The organism is Snodgrassella sp. ESL0324, assembly GCF_013344955.1.
Taxonomy (GTDB): Bacteria; Pseudomonadota; Gammaproteobacteria; order Burkholderiales; family Neisseriaceae; genus Snodgrassella; species Snodgrassella alvi.
Map to the genome: position 1 here is coordinate 14,574 of NZ_JAAEDS010000008.1, position 17,333 is coordinate 31,906.

12 protein-coding genes are annotated in these 17,333 nt (G+C 42.1%); 5 read left to right on the forward strand and 7 right to left on the reverse strand.

Features of this window, described 5'->3' with window-relative positions; all coding sequences use genetic code 11:
- Window position 1 precedes the first annotated feature (1 nt).
- On the forward strand, window positions 2–646 hold the full coding sequence (locus tag GYY70_RS01485) for an amino acid ABC transporter permease (protein ID WP_037393149.1): 645 nt from the start codon (window positions 2–4) through the stop codon (window positions 644–646).
- 4 nt (window positions 647–650) lie between these two features.
- Window positions 651–1,406, forward strand: coding sequence for an amino acid ABC transporter ATP-binding protein (locus GYY70_RS01490; RefSeq protein ID WP_100115618.1), 756 nt, complete (start codon window positions 651–653; stop codon window positions 1,404–1,406).
- A 99-nt stretch (window positions 1,407–1,505) separates the two neighbouring features.
- Here GYY70_RS01490 and grpE read toward each other — a convergent pair whose 3' ends face one another.
- Both grpE and ppc read right to left on the reverse strand, forming a co-directional pair.
- Window positions 1,506–2,054: a nucleotide exchange factor GrpE gene (gene grpE / locus GYY70_RS01495; protein WP_174831014.1), complete on the reverse strand. Its 549-nt coding sequence runs from the start codon at window positions 2,052–2,054 to the stop codon at window positions 1,506–1,508.
- 264 nt (window positions 2,055–2,318) lie between these two features.
- Complete coding sequence (gene ppc, locus GYY70_RS01500) at window positions 2,319–5,021, reverse strand: phosphoenolpyruvate carboxylase (protein ID WP_174831015.1); 2,703 nt, start codon at window positions 5,019–5,021, stop codon at window positions 2,319–2,321.
- A 366-nt stretch (window positions 5,022–5,387) separates the two neighbouring features.
- Here ppc and cysT point away from each other — a divergent pair, with 366 nt between their 5' ends.
- Genes cysT through GYY70_RS01515 form a run of 3 tightly spaced genes read left to right on the forward strand, consistent with a single transcriptional unit; the run spans window position 5,388 to window position 8,209 of the window.
- Window positions 5,388–6,224 carry a sulfate ABC transporter permease subunit CysT gene (gene cysT, locus GYY70_RS01505; RefSeq protein ID WP_025329851.1) on the forward strand — a complete coding sequence of 279 codons (837 nt, stop codon included), beginning with the start codon at window positions 5,388–5,390 and terminating at the stop codon, window positions 6,222–6,224.
- Window positions 6,224–7,096 (forward strand): sulfate ABC transporter permease subunit CysW, encoded by an 873-nt coding sequence (gene cysW / locus GYY70_RS01510; RefSeq protein WP_174831016.1) that lies wholly within the window; start codon window positions 6,224–6,226, stop codon window positions 7,094–7,096. The genes cysT and cysW overlap by 1 nt, the downstream gene beginning before the upstream one ends.
- 30 nt (window positions 7,097–7,126) lie before the next feature.
- Complete coding sequence (locus tag GYY70_RS01515; RefSeq protein WP_174829702.1) at window positions 7,127–8,209, forward strand: sulfate/molybdate ABC transporter ATP-binding protein; 1,083 nt, start codon at window positions 7,127–7,129, stop codon at window positions 8,207–8,209.
- A gap of 283 nt (window positions 8,210–8,492) precedes the next feature.
- Here the strand turns inward: GYY70_RS01515 and GYY70_RS01520 are convergent, their stop codons facing one another.
- From GYY70_RS01520 to GYY70_RS01540, 5 genes are all read right to left on the reverse strand, one after another.
- Window positions 8,493–13,661, reverse strand: a complete 5,169-nt coding sequence (locus tag GYY70_RS01520; RefSeq protein ID WP_174831017.1) for a calcium-binding protein — start codon at window positions 13,659–13,661, stop codon at window positions 8,493–8,495.
- A 385-nt stretch (window positions 13,662–14,046) separates the two neighbouring features.
- Window positions 14,047–15,306, reverse strand: coding sequence for a UDP-N-acetylglucosamine 1-carboxyvinyltransferase (murA, locus tag GYY70_RS01525; protein WP_174831018.1), 1,260 nt, complete (start codon window positions 15,304–15,306; stop codon window positions 14,047–14,049).
- Between the two features lie 39 nt (window positions 15,307–15,345).
- A complete protein-coding gene (locus GYY70_RS01530) occupies window positions 15,346–15,594 on the reverse strand; it encodes a BolA family protein (protein WP_025329856.1) in 249 nt (82 codons plus the stop codon).
- A gap of 54 nt (window positions 15,595–15,648) precedes the next feature.
- On the reverse strand, window positions 15,649–16,410 hold the full coding sequence (locus GYY70_RS01535; protein WP_174831019.1) for an ABC transporter permease: 762 nt from the start codon (window positions 16,408–16,410) through the stop codon (window positions 15,649–15,651).
- Window positions 16,407–17,327, reverse strand: coding sequence for an ABC transporter ATP-binding protein (locus GYY70_RS01540; RefSeq protein ID WP_096765324.1), 921 nt, complete (start codon window positions 17,325–17,327; stop codon window positions 16,407–16,409). Before GYY70_RS01540 ends, GYY70_RS01535 begins: the two co-directional genes overlap by 4 nt.
- Window positions 17,328–17,333 lie beyond the last annotated feature (6 nt).

Here is a 17,333-nt window from a genome sequence, read left to right on the forward strand (position 1 = left end):
CATGAATTATGTGTTAAATATGCTGCCTGAACTCTGGACAGGAGCAAAAATTACTCTGAGCCTGTTTGCCATTACTCTATTACTGTCTATTCCGTTAGGGTTGGTATTGGCATTATTGCGCCTTTCCGGAATCAGGGCGCTGGATTATATTGTTAATTTTTATATCTGGGTGATGCGCGGCACACCTTTGATGCTACAGATTTTCTTTATTTACTTTGCTTTACCGGCAGTTAATATTTTACTGCCGGCATATACTACAGCGGTAGTAGCGTTTGTGCTTAACTATGCTGCTTATTTTGCAGAGATTTTCCGTGCCGGAATTCAGGGGGTAGGTAAGGGACAGTATGAAGCAGCAAAGACATTAGGGATGAGCTACGGCCAAACCATGCGTCGTATTGTTTTACCACAAATGTGGAAAAAAATTCTGCCGCCGTTAAGCAATGAAACGATAACACTGGTTAAAGATACATCGTTGGTATATGTGCTGGCATTACAGGATGTAATGCGGGTAACTTATCAGTTGGTACAGCGTGAATTTAATCTGATGCCGTTTTTTGTGGCGGCTGCATTCTACCTGATTATGACTCTGATTCTGACCTGGGGCTTCCAGAAAATGGAGAAACGCTATGCACGCTACGACGACTGATTTAATGATAGATGCTCGCGGTATTTATAAGGCTTTTGGTAATACTGAAGTACTCAAAGGTGTAGATATTCAGGTAGCACGCTCAGAAGTAGTTGCCATTATCGGTTCTTCCGGTTCAGGCAAATCTACATTACTGCGTTGTCTGAATTATCTGGAAAAGATAGATGCGGGCAGTATTGCCATTGAAAATGATTTTCTGGTACAGAACAATATCCACAATCGTGCCCATTATGTATCTGAAGGTCTGATAAAAAAAATCTGTACTCGGATGGGTATGGTTTTTCAGCAGTTCAATCTGTTTCCGCACATGACCGTATTACAAAATATCATTGAAGCACCAATAACTGTGAAAAAAATGAAGCGTGATGAGATTGTTCCGCTGGCACAGGAGTTGTTGCGCAAGGTTGGTCTGGCTAATAAACAGGATTATTACCCGTCTCAATTATCCGGCGGACAAAAACAGCGGGTTGCTATTGCCCGTGCACTGGCTATGCAGCCGCAAATTATGCTGTTTGATGAACCTACTTCAGCTCTTGATCCTGAATTAACCGGCGAAGTATTGAAAACGATGCAGCAACTGGCTGAAGACAGAATGACTATGGTTGTGGTCACTCATGAAATGGGTTTTGCGCGTGAGGTGGCCGATAAGGTGCTGTTTATGGATAAAGGTGTGATTGTTGAGGCTGGTGAAGCCGGCAGCTTTTTTGCTAATCCTCAGCATGCACGAACACAGGCGTTTTTGAGCTCGATGCTGAAGTGAAAATATTTTATAGATGTTAATTTATTGAATATATATAAAATCGTTATATACAAAGCCGTCAGAACAACAGTATGTCTGACGGCTTTTAGAAAATACAGTTTATTCTGTATCAGCAGCTTTAGCTACAGTTACCATAGCAGGGCGTAATACACGGTCGGACAGGGTATAACCTTTTTTCATTACCGAAACTACTGTATTGGGTTCTTGTTCACTTTCTACACTTTGCAAGGCCTGATGACGGTGCGGATCAAGTTTGTCACCGGCTTTAGGATCGATCTCTTTAATATTAGACTGATCGAAAGCTTTTTGTAATTCGGTCAGCGTCATTTGTACGCCCATTTTCAGTGCGTCAAAGTTACCGCTTTGATCTTGCAGGGCCATTTCCAGATAATCTTTAACTGGCAACATAGCACTGGCAAATTTCTGTCCTGCAAATTTGTGTGCGCTTTCCAGTTCATCCTGATGACGTCTGCGCAGATTTTGTTCATTGGCGAGTGAACGTAACTGTTCGTCTTTGAGTTGCCCTTCAAGTTCGCTAACACGTTCCTGTAACTCTTCTATGGTAGCTTCAGGAGCAACGATTGGTTCTGTGGTTTCGGTATTATCGTTAACCTGTGTTTCGTTTTCGGTATTGTTTTCCGGTTGCATATTTTTTCCTCTGCAAAAGGGTAAGTTATATGATTAAATTGGGTCGTTGTATATCGATTTCAAGCGACTGTAACAGATTTATAATCACTTTTACTTATTAATTTTAATGCACTGATTTTTATAAAAATTAAATATGTTTATATATCAGTATCCAAGTATTTTATTTTGGATATAAAAGTATATATTTCATTGGAAAAATTCAAGTTATATGTACTGGTGATGAGCGGACAGAATGGAAATACTGTCCACAAAAGAGGATGATATCTAGCCGGTATTACGTAACCCTTGTGCAATACCATTAATTGTCAGATGGATGAGCTGGAGTATCTCACTATTATCCGGCTGCTGGCGTAATTGTTGCAGCAGATGTATCTGCAACCAGTTCAGTGCATTCAGATAAGGAATACGCAAGGCCAGAGAACGTGCCAGAGTGCGGTTATCACTCAGATAATGCTGACGTTGCAAAATATTAAGCAAAGCCTGCCGGCTGCGTTCAAACTCTTCAGAAAGCATGGTGTAAATGGTTCTGGCAGCTTGCTGATCACTGGCAAGATCTACATAAGCCTCAGCAATAGTGAGATCGGCTTTGGCCATGACCTGATCCATGTTGGAAAGCATGGTTTGAAAAAACGGACTGTTTTTAACCTGCTGCTGTAATCGTTGCAGATTGGTGCTGTCCTGTTCAATCAGTTCCGCTACTGCACTACCGAAACCGTACCAGGCCGGCAGCATCAGGCGGTTCTGGGTCCATGAGAATACCCATGGTATGGCGCGTAAGTCCTGAATTTTAGCCAGTGTTTTCCGGCTGGCGGGGCGGCTGCCAATATTCAGGCTCGCAATTTCCTGAATCGGGCTGGTTTGCAGAAAATAATCAATAAATCCCGCGAAGGTAATTAATTGCCGGTAATGTGTGAATGCGCTGGCAGACAATGCATTCATCAGTTCGCTGTCAGGCTCACTGTTGTGCATGGGTAAAACAGTAGCTTCAAGAGTAGCAGCAATGAGTGCTTCAAGATTACGTTCTGCATTGGTCGGATCAGCATATTTGGCGGTAATAACTTCTCCTTGTTCAGTAATGCGTATTTGTCCGGCTACGCTGCCAGCCGGCTGTGCCATGATTGCGTCGAATGAAGGTCCGCCACCGCGACCGACACTGCCACCGCGGCCATGAAACAGGCGCAGACGGATATGGTGCTGACCAAACAGTTGTACCAGTCTCGACTCAGCCTGATAAAGTGACCACTGGCTGGTTACATAACCACCATCTTTATTACTGTCGGAGTAGCCCAGCATAATTTCCTGCAGGTTATCACGACTACGCAAAAAAGCACGATACCAGGGCAGATTAAACAATTTATCCATAATACTGATGCAATTATGCAAGGCATCAATGGTCTCAAACAGAGGAACAATATTAATCCGGCTGGTCGGTTTCTCATTACTGATGCTGAGTAAACCGGTTTCTTTCAGCAATAACGCTACCACCAATATATCGCTAACGGTTTCGGCGTTAGAAATAATGCACTGATTGATAGCGCTTTCACCATAGTTATTTTTAATATTCGCCGCAGTCTGGAATATAGCCAGCTCACGCATGGTGTGCGGACTATACTGAATATAAGGGCTGTATAGCGGGCGCTGGGTGCTTAATTCACGTAACAGAACGCGCTGTTTGGCTGCTTCACTTAATGTCTCAAATGTTTCAAGACCGGCGTGTGTAAACAGCTCGGCTACAACTTCGGCATGTTTGGCTGCATGCTGACGCAAGTCGATGGACATCAGATGAAAACCGAACAGGGAAACAGAACGAATCAGGTCCGCCAGTTTGCCTTGTGTGAGCAGGGCACTGCCATTTTGTTGTAAAGAGCTGGCTATATTATTAAGCTCCTGCAAAAGTTCCGCCGGTTGTTTATATGGAGGCAGACCATGATGCTGGTTGTGTGGAGCAATATTCAGTTGCCGTGAGGTGGCATTCAGGCGTGCCTGTATATAGGTAAGAGCACGGCGGTATGGTTCTTCGCTATGAGCCGTTGCGGTGTCCGGTGACTGCTCGGCCATATGATACACGCTGCTGTCAATCTGAACGCGACGAGAAGAAAGCGGCAGCAGCTGGTGCAGCTCATCCAGACATTGATGATAATGCTTTAACAAAGTATCACCCTGAAAGATGAAAGCTTCCTGTAAAGTATCTGCATTAACATACGGATTACCGTCACGATCTCCGCCAACCCAGCCACCGATACTGAGTACATCAGGAAGAGTTATTTGCGGATATGCGCTGGTGAGCTGCTGTTGCAGTTTGCGGTAAAGAGCTGGTACCGCTTTAAAAAAACTTAATGGAAAATAGGTAACGCTATTATAAATTTCATCACTTACGCTGATTTTGAAATGGCGTGTTTCATCAGTCTGCCATAAAGCCAGCAGAATAGCTTCAGCCTGTTGCTTTAGCTGTTCGTTATAGTGATGATCAGAATGGTCATATTCACTGAGAATAGTGCGGATATGACGCTGAAAGCACAGAATGCACTGGCGCTGTACTTCAGTCGGATGAGCGGTTAGCACTGCACTGATACTGGTTTGCTGCAAAATCTGTTCCAGTTGCGCAGCACTAATCTGCTGTTGCTGAATTTGGTTGATAACATGAGTAAAACTGGTGCGTCCGGGATGCTGTCTGTCATTTTCATATGCCTGTCGCCGCCGTTCATGGTGGGCATCTTCGGCAATATTCAGTACTTGTGCAAACAGGCTGCATGCACGAATCAAATCTTGCTGTTGTTGTAAATCCAGGGTAGGCACCACCTGTTGAATGATGGTTTGTGGCTGATTACCACTGAGGAGCTGGCGCAATACAGTTTGTACAGTAGCTGTGGTTTCATTTTGCAGGACGTTAAATAGTGCTTCAGTCAGGAATTTGATATCTGCCGACAAGGGCGCATCTTTACGCTCGTCCAGAAGTGATGTTGGCATTGTGTTCTCGCTTTTGCAGACTTGTGTTTATGTTGAATAACCTGTGTCCATGATATTACGTGGTGATGGTACGGGCAATACTACTGATTTGATAAGAGTTATAACCTCAGCTTCTTAGGTTACAAAAATATATTCTTTCTCAATCACCCAAACAGCCTTTTATATTGTTGGCTGATTCTGATTTAACGGAATGATTGAATTTATTTTTACATTCTGTTTTTTTTGACTTGTTAATTCATTTTCTTGTTGTGGTTGGTATTTTGCGCTTGGAACATAGCCCGAACAGGATGCTTCCAATGTGTGCCGGTGTGTCTGATACAGCTACCGGTATTGTTTGTGCCTGCCAGGTCTGTGGGAGAGAAGGTTATGCTGTTTTTAAAACAGCCATCTGTACTGCCCGGTTTTTCGCTTAGTCTCGGCATAAGTGTGTTATCGCTGTCAGTACTGGTGCTGTTGCCATTTACGATGCTGGTATGGACTGTTACTGATCTGGGCTGGCATGGTTTTATACAAGTCATTTCTGAACCAAGGACACTTGCTGCGGTATGGCTGACTTTGAAAATGTCTTTACTGGCAATGCTGGCCAGTGTGCTGCTGGGAACTTTGGTGGCATGGGTATTGGTACGTTACCACTTCTGGGGTAAGGATCTGGTTAATGCATTGGTGGATTTGCCGTTTGCTTTACCTACTGCAGTAACAGGGGTGGCTTTGGCTACCTTATATGCACCTACAGGGTGGATAGGTGCGTTATTAACCCGGTTTGGATTGCAGATAGCATTTACACCGGCAGGTATCTGGCTGGCATTGTTGCTGGTAAGCCTGCCATTCGTCGTACGCGCAGTACAGCCAGTGCTGGCAGAATTATCAGGAGAATATGAAGAAGCTGCGGCTATTCTGGGCGCTTCCAGATTAACCATTGTATTCAGGGTACTGCTGCCGGAAGTTTTGCCGGCACTGGTAATGGGGGCAGGTATGGCTTTTGCACGCGCTACCGGAGAATACGGTTCCGTAATTTTTATTGCCGGTAATGTGCCATTTAAATCAGAAATTCTGCCGCTGATTATTGTCAGTAAATTTGAATTATTTGATTTGCCTGCAGCGGCAGCAGTCGCATTATTTATGCTAATAATTTCCTTTACCATTTTGTTTATGCTGAATTTGTGGCAATGGCGTCTGAGCCGGCGTATGCAGGGGCGATACTGATGAGCACAGTTAAAACCAATGAGTTGCTTACCGAGCCGCGCTGGCTGCGCTACTTGCTGATAAGCATAACGCTGCTGTGTCTAGGTTTGCTGTTACTTTTGCCGCTGTTATCGGTATTCAGTTTTGCGTTGGCAAAGGGCTGGCAATTGTATCTGGCTGCTTTGACTGATGAAGAGGCACTCTCTGCCATTCGTTTATCCTTGCTGATTACTGTTATTGTTGTGCCAGTGAATGTGATACTAGGTGTGGCAATGGCCTGGTTGTTAACCCATTTTTCATTTCGTGGTAAACAGTTATGGACAACCTTGCTGGATCTGCCATTTGCAGTCTCACCGGTCGTGGCGGGTCTGATGTTTGTTTTACTCTTCGGTAGTGACAGCTGGTTCGGTGGCTGGATGGAAACACATGGAATACAGATTATTTTTGCAGTACCGGGTATGGTGCTGGCGACTCTGTTTGTTACTTTCCCTTTTGTGGCGCGTGAGCTCATCCCTTTAATGCAGGCTCAGGGAAGTAGTGAAGAACAGGCTGCACTGATACTGGGTGCCAGTGGCTGGCAAATGTTCTGGCGTGTCACATTACCCAATCTGAAATGGGCTCTGGTTTACGGCATTATTCTGACTAATGCCCGTGCAATGGGTGAATTCGGGGCTGTCAGCATGGTTTCAGGCCATATCCGCGGTGAAACCAATACAATGCCTTTACTGGTAGAGATGATGTATAACGAATACAACATGGTAGGGGCATTTGCTGTTTCCAGTTTACTGGCCTTGCTGGCTTTATGCACGCTGGTATTACAGAAGTATCTCGACTGGCGGCAGACACGTTTGTTCAAAGATGCACGGCGCGAGCAGATTGCAGTAAGCGACTGAATAAGTAAAGTACCGTGCTGGGTAGCGATTATGAGTATTCGTATTAAACAATTAAATAAATATTATGGTGATTATCATGCCTTGCAGAATATTAATCTGCAGGTACCAACCGGTTCACTGACGGCATTGCTTGGTCCGTCCGGTTGTGGAAAAACCACCTTGTTACGCATCATTGCCGGGCTGGAACGCGCAGATTCAGGTGAGCTGTTTTTTGCTGATGATGAGGTCAGTAATCTGCATGTGCGTGAGCGCCGGGTCGGATTTATGTTTCAGCACTATGCCTTATTCAGACATATGACCGTATTTGATAATGTGGCTTTTGGTTTACAGGTACTGCCTAAACGCATTCGCCCGAATAAAGCAGAAATAGCTGCCCGGGTGCATGAATTATTACAACTGGTGCAGCTTGACTGGCTGGCTAAAGTATATCCGCAGCAACTATCCGGAGGTCAGCGCCAGCGTATTGCTCTGGCACGTGCTCTGGCTACAAGACCAAAGCTGCTGCTGCTGGATGAGCCGTTTGGTGCACTGGATGCCAAGGTGCGCAAGGAATTACGCCAGTGGCTGCTGGAAATTCATCATCAGCTGGGGATTACCAGTGTACTGGTTACACATGATCAGGAAGAGGCGCTGGAAATGGCCGACCAGATAGTAGTGATGAATCAGGGAAAAGTTGAGCAAAGCGGAGCTGCCTCATCTTTGTATGATAATCCTGAAAATGTATTTGTTACCGAGTTTCTGGGTGAGGTTAATGTATTTGAAGATGCCTGTATTGAACACGGACAATTGTGTCTGGGGCATTATCATGAACCTATTACCACAGGAGAAAAAGCCCGTCAGAATGTAGCTGTTTATATCCGGCCTCAGGAAGTACAGGTATTAACTCATATTCAGGATAATGTAATTGCCAGTGCATGCGTAGAAAAAATACATGCTATCGGTGCACAAATAAGGTTATGGTTGCGCCGGGAGGATAATAATCAGCGTATACAGGTATGGCTGTCGCCGGCCGAGTTTCGTACGCTGTCATTGCAGCCGGCTCAGACAGTATGGTTCAGACCTCAGCGGTTGACTATGTTCAGATTGCCGGAGATGGTGGATTACGTGATTTAGTTAGATTAATTTTATTCGGAAAGCCTTTAAATAATTAAATTAGAATAAAATCTGCCTCGGTTATATATGTGTTTTTATTTATATAATTTCAAATATTTTAAGTTAGTAAATATTAATCGTAGGTATTTTTTATCTGCAGAAAAAAGATTAATTAAATGGCAGCTAAGCTATCAATACCAATAAAGATATAATTCAAAAAAATTATCACAATCAATATTGAATAAATAAAAAAACGACTACCGAAATGATATTCGGTAGCCGCTTTAATTAAATCATCTATGATTTAAGTGCCCCAATAGGCAGCAAAATTATTTTTCTGAACAAATTGTTGTATCTGATCCGGCATGCCGGAAAGAGAACTATCATGTCTGGCGGTAAAACCGGACATAGCTGAAGCCAGTTGCTGAGCCTGAGTGGCTACAGCCGGACTTTCATTTGCTACAGGAGTAGAATTTCTGGTCAATAAATCACGGTTAAGTAAACTTTTTGAAGTTAGACCATAGCCGGATTTACCGGTTTGGGCAGACAAGTAATTTCCTTTAATAATATCTTGATAGCTGATGGTTTTATCATCAAATATAAAGTTGAAAGAATGGGCTCGTGCACTAGAATCAAAGTATCTACTCAAAGTTACAGAATCATTAGTACCATATGCCCGCACGATCAGATCATAACCAGAACGGCTAAATACAGCATTGGTAAGATTTGTTCCCTCAAAAACAATATCATTATATTCACTGGATATATCATTCCCCCTATCATCGATAATATCCTGTCCGTGACCCCGCTGAAACAGATAACGATCTTTTTCATACATACCACCATCCAGATAATCGTTACCGGCACCGCCATTCAGTATATCAAAGCCACTGCCTCCATGTAGGTTATCATCACCATCACCGCCATTCAGAATATCATTTCCGTCTTTACCATTTAGAATATCATTTCCATCATCACCATTCAAAATATCATCTTTGTCTTGACCATATAGCTTGTCATTACCATAACCGCCACTGATAATGTTTTTGCCCTCCCAACCATTAATTGTGTCATTACTGCTATCACCATAGGTAATATAGGTATAATAATTCTGAAAATCTTGATAGGTGATAATTCTATCTTCAAAAATGAATTTATAAGCTTTGGCCGGTTTATAAGTGCCATTATAGAAATAATCATTAATAGTGACAGAATCATTTGAACCGTAAGCATGAATAATCAGATTTTCGCCAGAGCTGGTAAATACGGCATCAGCAAAATTAGCACCTTGGAAAACGACTTCATTAACATCATCGAAGGGAAAGTTATCATTAATAGTGTCTTGTCCGTGTCCGCGCTGAAATAAATAACGATCTACGGAAGCACCTCCATCAAGAAAATCATTACCGGCACCACCATTAAGGGTGTCACTGCCGCCGTTACCATACAAACTATCATTGCCATCACCGCCATTCAGAACATCATCCTTATCTGCTCCGTTCAGAATGTCATTACCGGCACCGCCATTCAGAATATTTTTACTGTCTCTCCAGCCTTTGATTGTGTTATCAGTATCATCACCATCTGCAGTAAAAGTGAAATTATTTTTGATATATTGATAATCAATGGATTTATCGTTAAAAATAAAATTGAACGCATTAGTAAAATTATTAGTAAAATAATCAGTCAGGGTAACAGAATCCTCAGTTCTATAGGCACGGATAATCAAATCTTTGCCCGAACGGATAAAAACTGCATCGGCAAAATTGGCACCTTCAAAAACGATATCATCAACCTCATTTAAATATTCAGTACGTCCAGTATCATTGATAGTGTCCTGTCCGTGTCCGCGCTGAAACAGATAACGGTCTTTTTCTCTGTCACCTCCGTTCAGGATATCATTACCGGCGCCACCATTCAGTATGTCATAACCACTATTGCCCCATAAGGTATCATTGCCGTTACCGCCATTCAGGATATCATTGCCGTCTCCGCCCCATAAAATATCGTTGCCATCATTTCCGTTCAGAGTATCATTGCCACTTTGCCCGTAGAGAGTATCATTACCCACACCTCCGTTCAGAATATCGTCACCATTGGTACCCGTTATTGTTTTATTAATAATCTCCGTGGGCGTAAAAGTGTAATTATTTTTAAGATATTCATAATCGATAGTTTTATCTGTAAAAATAAAATTATAAGATTGTGGATTAGTAAAATAATCAGTTATGGTGACAGAGTCATTGGAGTGATAGGCATGTATGATTAAATCGTTTCCGGAACGGGTAAAAGAGGCATCATTAGAATAGGCATCTTCAAAAATAACGTCATTAGCATATACTGGCTGGTTACCATTGTATCCTTCAATGATAATATCCTGTCCGTGACCATACTGAAACAGGTAAGTGTCTTTTTCATTATAACCACCGTTTAGGATGTCATTGCCTGTACCTCCGATCAGAACATCAGAACCTCTACCGCCATATAATTTGTCATTGCCATCACCACCATTAAGTATATCGTCACCATCTGCTCCGTTGAGTTCGTCATCGCCATCATCTCCATTCAGAACATCATCTTTGTTTTGCCCATATAAAAAATCATTACCGCCACCGCCGCTAAGAATATTTTTACCATCCCAGCCATAAATATTGTTATTGGTATTATCACCAATAACAGTAAAAGAGTAATCGTTATTAACAAGGTCGGAATACGTAATTACTTTGTCATTAAAAATAAAATTATAAGCATGGCTATTACTATTAGGATAAAGATAACCATTTTTGTAAAAATAATTATTTATAGTAACAGAGTCATCGCTACCATAGGCATGGATAACCAGATTATCACCAGAGCGGATAAATACTGCATTTGCAAAATTTGCTCCCTCGAATATAACGTCATTCACTTCTACAGATTCATTGATATAATAACTTTCTTGGATGATATCCTGTCCGTGTCCGCGCTGAAACACATAAGTGTCTTTTTCATTGTAGCCACCATCAAGAATATCATTGCCGGCACCGCCATTGAGGATATCAGAACCATGACCACCATCTAATCTATCGTTACCAGCACCACCATTAAGAGTGTCGTTACCATCTTGGCCGTTTAAATAGTCATCGCCGTCATCGCCGTTTAAAATATCATCTTGTTTATTTCCATATATAACATCATTACCGGCACCGCCATAAAGAATATTTTTGCCTTCCCAGCCAGATAGGTAGTTTCTACGACTATCTCCTATGACAGTAAGGATATAATTATTTTCTATATACTGATAATTAACGGTTTTATCATTAAAAATAAAATTAAAAGCCTGATTATTGCTACCGAGAAAATAACCATTTATAGTAACAGAGTCATCAGAACCATAGGCATGGATAATCAAATCATCTCCATACTGGCTGAATGCAGCATTGGCTGAATAGGCTCCTTTAAAGATAAGATCATTACTGTTTGCTGTATCACTGGCAAAAACCCCTCGACCGATAATGTCTTGTCCGTGTCCTTTTTCGAACTGAAAAATGTCTTTTTGTCCGCCTCCTCCATAGAGTATGTCATTACCTGTCCCGCCGATAAGAATATCATTACTACCATCACCATATAATGTATCGTTGCCGGCACCACCATTCAGAATATTTTTGCCTTCCCAGCCTCTAATAATATTATTTTGATCATTGCCATTAGCAGTAAAGGTGTAATTATTTTTGAGATATTCATAAGTGATCGTTGTATCATCAAAGATAAAATTAAATGCGCGACTGTCTAACCTACTATCTATTTTACTATTTGCGCTACTGCCTAATATATAGTCAAAATAATCAATTAAGGTGACAGAATCATTTGAGCCATAAGCACTGATAATCAGATTATTGCCAGAGCGGGTAAAGACAGCATCCGCAGATTTCGCACCCTGAAAGACAAGGTCATTAATTGCAGAAGTCTGATTAGGTTTACTCATATCATTAATAATGTCCTGTCCGTGCCCTTTTTGGAACAGGTAACGATCTTTTTCAAAATCTCCGCCATTAAGAATATCATTACCGGCACCACCATTTAATGTGTCATAACCGTAGCCGCCATTAAGAATATCGTCACCGTTTTCTCCGTTGAGTTCGTCATTGCCATCGCCGCCATTCAGGATATCATCACCATTTCTACCCCACAGGACATCATTACCATTACCTCCGTTCATAATATCCTTACCTACCCAGCCGATAAGGGTATTGTCACCGGCATCACCATTGGATGTAATACCATAATCGGTTTTGAGATTTTCGTAAGTGATGGTTTTATCATCAAAGATAAAGTTAAAGGCACGGCTGCTTTTATTCAAATCAAAATAATCCGGCAAAGTAACGGAATCAGTAGTGCCGTAGGCACGAATAATCAGATCATTACCGGCACGGGTAAATAGGGCATTTACTGAATTGGCACCCTGAAAGACCAGATCATTGCGTTTCTGTTGCCAGTAAGAAATGGCGTAATCATCCCCTTTATCATTGATAATATCCTGCCCATGTCCCCGCTGGAAGATATACTGATCTTTTTCGTAATCGCCGCCATTGAGAATATCGTTACCATAGCCACCATTGAGAATATCAAAACCAGTGCCGCCAGTTATCGTATCATTGCCGTAACCGCCATTAAGCACATCATTACCGGCATCGCCGTAGAGAATATCATCTCCACTATCACCATTAAGAATATCGTTGCCATTACCTCCGCTCAGGGTATCGTTGCCGTAACCCCCATTGAGCTGGTCATTACCGGCATCGCCATAGAGAATATCCTCTCCATCATCGCCGTTGATAATATCGTCGCCATCAGCTCCATTCAGAGTATCATTACCGGTACCGCCATAAAGGGTGTCGTTACCATTACCACCATTTAAGATATCATTGCCGGCATCGCCGTAGAGAGTATCATCGCCGTCGTTGCCGTTAAGAGTATCGTTACCATTACCTCCATACAGTAGATCTTTACCCTGCCAGCCATTAATGATATTGTCATTATTATCACCGTTTACACTAAAGGTATAATCACTCTTCAGATTTTCGTAGGTTATCGTTTTATCATTGAAAATGAAGTTAAAAGCGCGGCTGTTTTTATTATAGTCAAAATAATCATTTAAGATAATAGAGTCTCTGGAGTTATTAGTGTAAATAATCAAATTATTACCGGAGCGTTTAAATAATGCCTCAGCGGAATTGATATTTTCAAAAACAATATCATTGCGTTGTTGTTGCCAATAAGAGTCAGAACTATCATATCCCTGATCACTGATAGTATGTTGTCCGTGGCCGTTTCTGAATACGTATCTGTCTTTTACCCAGTCATTACCCTGAATAAGACCATTAGTGTTTGCTGAATTAGGACTTTCTGCAAAAGCTGCTGATTTCAGAGAGTTTATTTCAGTTCTTGGCTGGGAATTATTTTGCTGTCTGTATAAATTGTTTAAAGTTTCCATAATCCTGAATCTCCTTGATTAAAGTTTATATTCTTAAATAAAGTTTGCTGACTAGTCAGAATCAGCGCTAATTATGATGTTTAAGTTTTAATCATTATAAATCAAAGCTTTATGTATCATAATCTGAGGGTATATATACTCTGTATAACCGGTATAAAATTTGATTTATATCAAATAATCTATATTTTTTTTTAAAATAATATGATTTTTTATTATGTAAATATCTGTTTTTTATTAAAAATTATGCATAATTAATTTTATTTTTAATTTATTTAATATATTTATGAAATTTAAAATATGACAAATTGAATTTTAATTGCTTTGTAATGTATAAAAGGACATATCCGGATATATATGCGGATATGTCGGTGCGATTTACTGATGATTAGTGGTCGCTGACACGTTCAATAATTGCGCCCACACCGCCTAGCTTCTGTTCTATATTTTCATAGCCGCGATCAAGATGATAAATACGTTCAACAGTAGTTTCACCACTGGCTACCAGACCGGCAAGTACCAGACTGGCAGAAGCGCGTAAATCGGTAGCCATAACAGTTGTACCGGATAATTGTTCCACACCTTCCACAATGGCAGTATTACCTTCAGCGGATATCCGGGCACCCATGCGATTAAGTTCGGGTACATGCATAAAACGGTTTTCAAAAATGGTTTCTACTACTTTACTGTTACCGCTGGCAATACTATTCATTACCATAAACTGTGCTTGCATATCGGTAGGAAATGCCGGATAGGGGAGGGTGCGGATATCGATAGCTTTGGGACGCTGTTGCATGTCGATGCTGATCCAGTCTTCACCGGCTTCAATAATTGCGCCGGCTTCACTTAGTTTTTCCAGAATGGCCTGCATGGTTTTAGGTGCAGCATGTTTAAGAACGACTTTGCCGCCGGTCATAGCCACTGCACACAAAAAAGTTCCAGCTTCTATGCGGTCGGGAACGACACGGTGACTGCATCCGTGTAACTTTTCTACTCCGGTAATAGTAAGAGTCGGTGTACCTATTCCCTGAATATTGGCACCCATTTTAACCAGGCAATCAGCAAGATCGGTAACTTCCGGTTCCATGGCAGCATTTTCTAGAATAGTTGTTCCGTTTGCCAGAGTTGCTGCCATTAACAGATTTTCTGTACCGGTTACGGTAACCATATCCATAACAATATGTGCACCTTGCAGACGTTTTGCCCGGGCTTTGACATAACCATGCTCAATACTGATTTCTGCCCCCATGGCTTCAAGTCCTTTGAGGTGCTGGTCTACCGGTCTCGATCCGATGGCACAGCCTCCCGGCAGACTGACCTGAGCCTCACCAAAGTGTGCCAGTGTGGGACCCAGTACCAGAATAGATGCACGCATGGTTTTAACCAGATCATATGGTGCACAGGTATTATTGATACTGTTACAGTTTATTTCAAATTCCTGAATATTATCTGTAAGTACACGTGCTCCCATGCCTTGTAACAGTTTTTGGGTGGTTTTAACATCACGTAGCATGGGCACATTGGTCAGATGCAGGGTATCACGAGTCAGTAAGGAGGCACATAACAAAGGTAAAGCGGCATTTTTAGCGCCGGAAATAACAATTTCACCGTGTAATGCGCCGTTAGCACGGATTTTTAATTTTTCCATATGGATTCTCAATTATGGCAATAGTGTCTATTTGCCGGATTAATGCTGTTTGACAGCCCATTCGTCAGGAGTGGCGGCAGTGGTAATGGATAGTGCATGTAATTCATTACTTGCAATCTGCTGCGCCAGCCCGTCTTTAATCATACGATGGCGTGCCAGACGGTTTTTTCCGTTAAAGGCACTGGATACAATCCGGGCAAAGAAATGATGACCATCGCCCTCAACCTCAAGATATTCACAAGGCAGAAGGTTTGCAATCATGGTTTTAACTTCTTCTGGTGTTAACATAACGGGCTCCGGAATAGTTATTAGTAAGGCGGCTATTATAGCGTTTTGCTATGTCTAATTGCGTAATTTCCAGCCTGATTTCAGGATGCCGCAGACAAGAATACACAAAACGAAGGCAAAGCTGCCGACTACCGTTAGTGCAAGCCAGGGAGAGGAATCACTCTGGCCGAAAAAACCAAAACGGAAGCCGTCAATCATATAAAAAACCGGATTGAAATGGCTGAGTGAACGCCAGAATTCAGGCAGGCTGTTGATGGAATAGAATACACCGGACAGAAATGTTAAAGGCATGATAAGAAAGTTCTGAAAAGCGGCCAGCTGATCAAATTTTTCTGCAACAATGCCGGCAAGTAAGCCAAACATACCCATAATGGCACATCCGAGCAGTGCAAATGTTATGATCCAGCCGATATGATGTGGCATGGTTAATCCGAAAAAAGCTGTTACTGCTATGACTCCAATACCTACCATCAGTCCGCGCAGGATGGAAGCGCCGACATAAGCGCAAAAGAAAGCAATGGTACCCAATGGAGGCAACAGAATAAATATCAGATTACCGGTAATCCGTGACTGAATCAGGCTGGAAGATGAGTTGGCAAAAGCATTTTGCAGCATAGACATCATAGCCAGACCCGGTATCAGAAATACATTGTAACTGACTCCCGGTAATATATCAGGACGCCCCTGCATTACATGAGCAAATATCAGCTGATACAGCAAGGCGGTGAGGATAGGAGCAGATAAAGTTTGAAAACCTACTTTCCAGAATCGCAATACTTCTTTTTTAAAAAGGGTGTAGCAACCAATTGTACTCATTTTGTGCCTTTCGCATGGTCACTGGTCAGGCGCAGAAAGACGTTTTCCAGATCGTTTTCCAGAATATTCAGATTGATAACGTTAATTCTCTGAGTCTGCAGAATTTGTAATAAGGCTGTTAGCTGGTTGTAGTCAGCGAGTTTGAGCAGATAATGGTTATTATCATCTTCTTTAATCAGATAATGACGTAAATTATCCGGTAATGTTTGATCTGTAGTTAATGCCAGCCGTAATTCTGTTTCGGTATCCAGTAAGTTGCGTGTGCTGTCCAGTGCGACAATTTCACCATGTTTCAGCATGGCTATGCGATTACATAATGATTGTGCTTCTTCCAGATAATGTGTGGTTAGAATAATGGTATGACCGTCTGTATTCAGCCGGGTAATAAACTGCCACAGATTCTGACGTAATTCTACGTCTACTCCGGCTGTGGGTTCGTCCAGTACGATAACAGGCGGCCGGTGTACTAAAGCCAGAGCAACCATAACGCGGCGTTTCATCCCGCCAGACAGATTACGTGTGTTCGTGTCGGCTTTATCTGTCAGTCCGAGACCGGAGATAATTTCATCTATCCAGTCATCGTTATTGCGCAGACCAAAATAGCCGGACTGAAATTTCAGTGCTTCACGTACGTTAAAAAAAGGATCGAAAACCAGTTCCTGCGGAACGACACCCAGAAGTTTACGGGTAGTGTTTGCTTCCAGTTGTACATCATGACCACAAATGCTGATTTGTCCGGAAGTCAGGCGGCTTAGTCCGGCCATTGCGGAAATGAGAGTAGTTTTGCCGGCACCGTTAGGACCGAGTAAACCAAAAAATTCACCGGGCTGGACGCTAAAGCTGACACCTTTTAAAGCAGTAAAACCATTAGCATAGGTTTTTACTGCTTGTTTAATACAAAGAGCAGGGGAAGTCATAAAATT

Coding starts and splice junctions, on each gene's coding strand:
- cysT (WP_025329851.1), top strand. CDS start 5,388: ATGCTGTTTTTAAAACAGCCATCTGTACTGCCCGGTTTTTCGCTTAGT.
- GYY70_RS01515 (WP_174829702.1), top strand. CDS start 7,127: ATGAGTATTCGTATTAAACAATTAAATAAATATTATGGTGATTATCAT.
- GYY70_RS01530 (WP_025329856.1), bottom strand. CDS start 15,594: ATGTTAACACCAGAAGAAGTTAAAACCATGATTGCAAACCTTCTGCCT.
- GYY70_RS01490 (WP_100115618.1), top strand. CDS start 651: ATGATAGATGCTCGCGGTATTTATAAGGCTTTTGGTAATACTGAAGTA.
- ppc (WP_174831015.1), bottom strand. CDS start 5,021: ATGCCAACATCACTTCTGGACGAGCGTAAAGATGCGCCCTTGTCGGCA.
- GYY70_RS01540 (WP_096765324.1), bottom strand. CDS start 17,327: ATGACTTCCCCTGCTCTTTGTATTAAACAAGCAGTAAAAACCTATGCT.
- GYY70_RS01520 (WP_174831017.1), bottom strand. CDS start 13,661: ATGGAAACTTTAAACAATTTATACAGACAGCAAAATAATTCCCAGCCA.
- grpE (WP_174831014.1), bottom strand. CDS start 2,054: ATGCAACCGGAAAACAATACCGAAAACGAAACACAGGTTAACGATAAT.
- GYY70_RS01485 (WP_037393149.1), top strand. CDS start 2: ATGAATTATGTGTTAAATATGCTGCCTGAACTCTGGACAGGAGCAAAA.
- cysW (WP_174831016.1), top strand. CDS start 6,224: ATGAGCACAGTTAAAACCAATGAGTTGCTTACCGAGCCGCGCTGGCTG.
- murA (WP_174831018.1), bottom strand. CDS start 15,306: ATGGAAAAATTAAAAATCCGTGCTAACGGCGCATTACACGGTGAAATT.
- GYY70_RS01535 (WP_174831019.1), bottom strand. CDS start 16,410: ATGAGTACAATTGGTTGCTACACCCTTTTTAAAAAAGAAGTATTGCGA.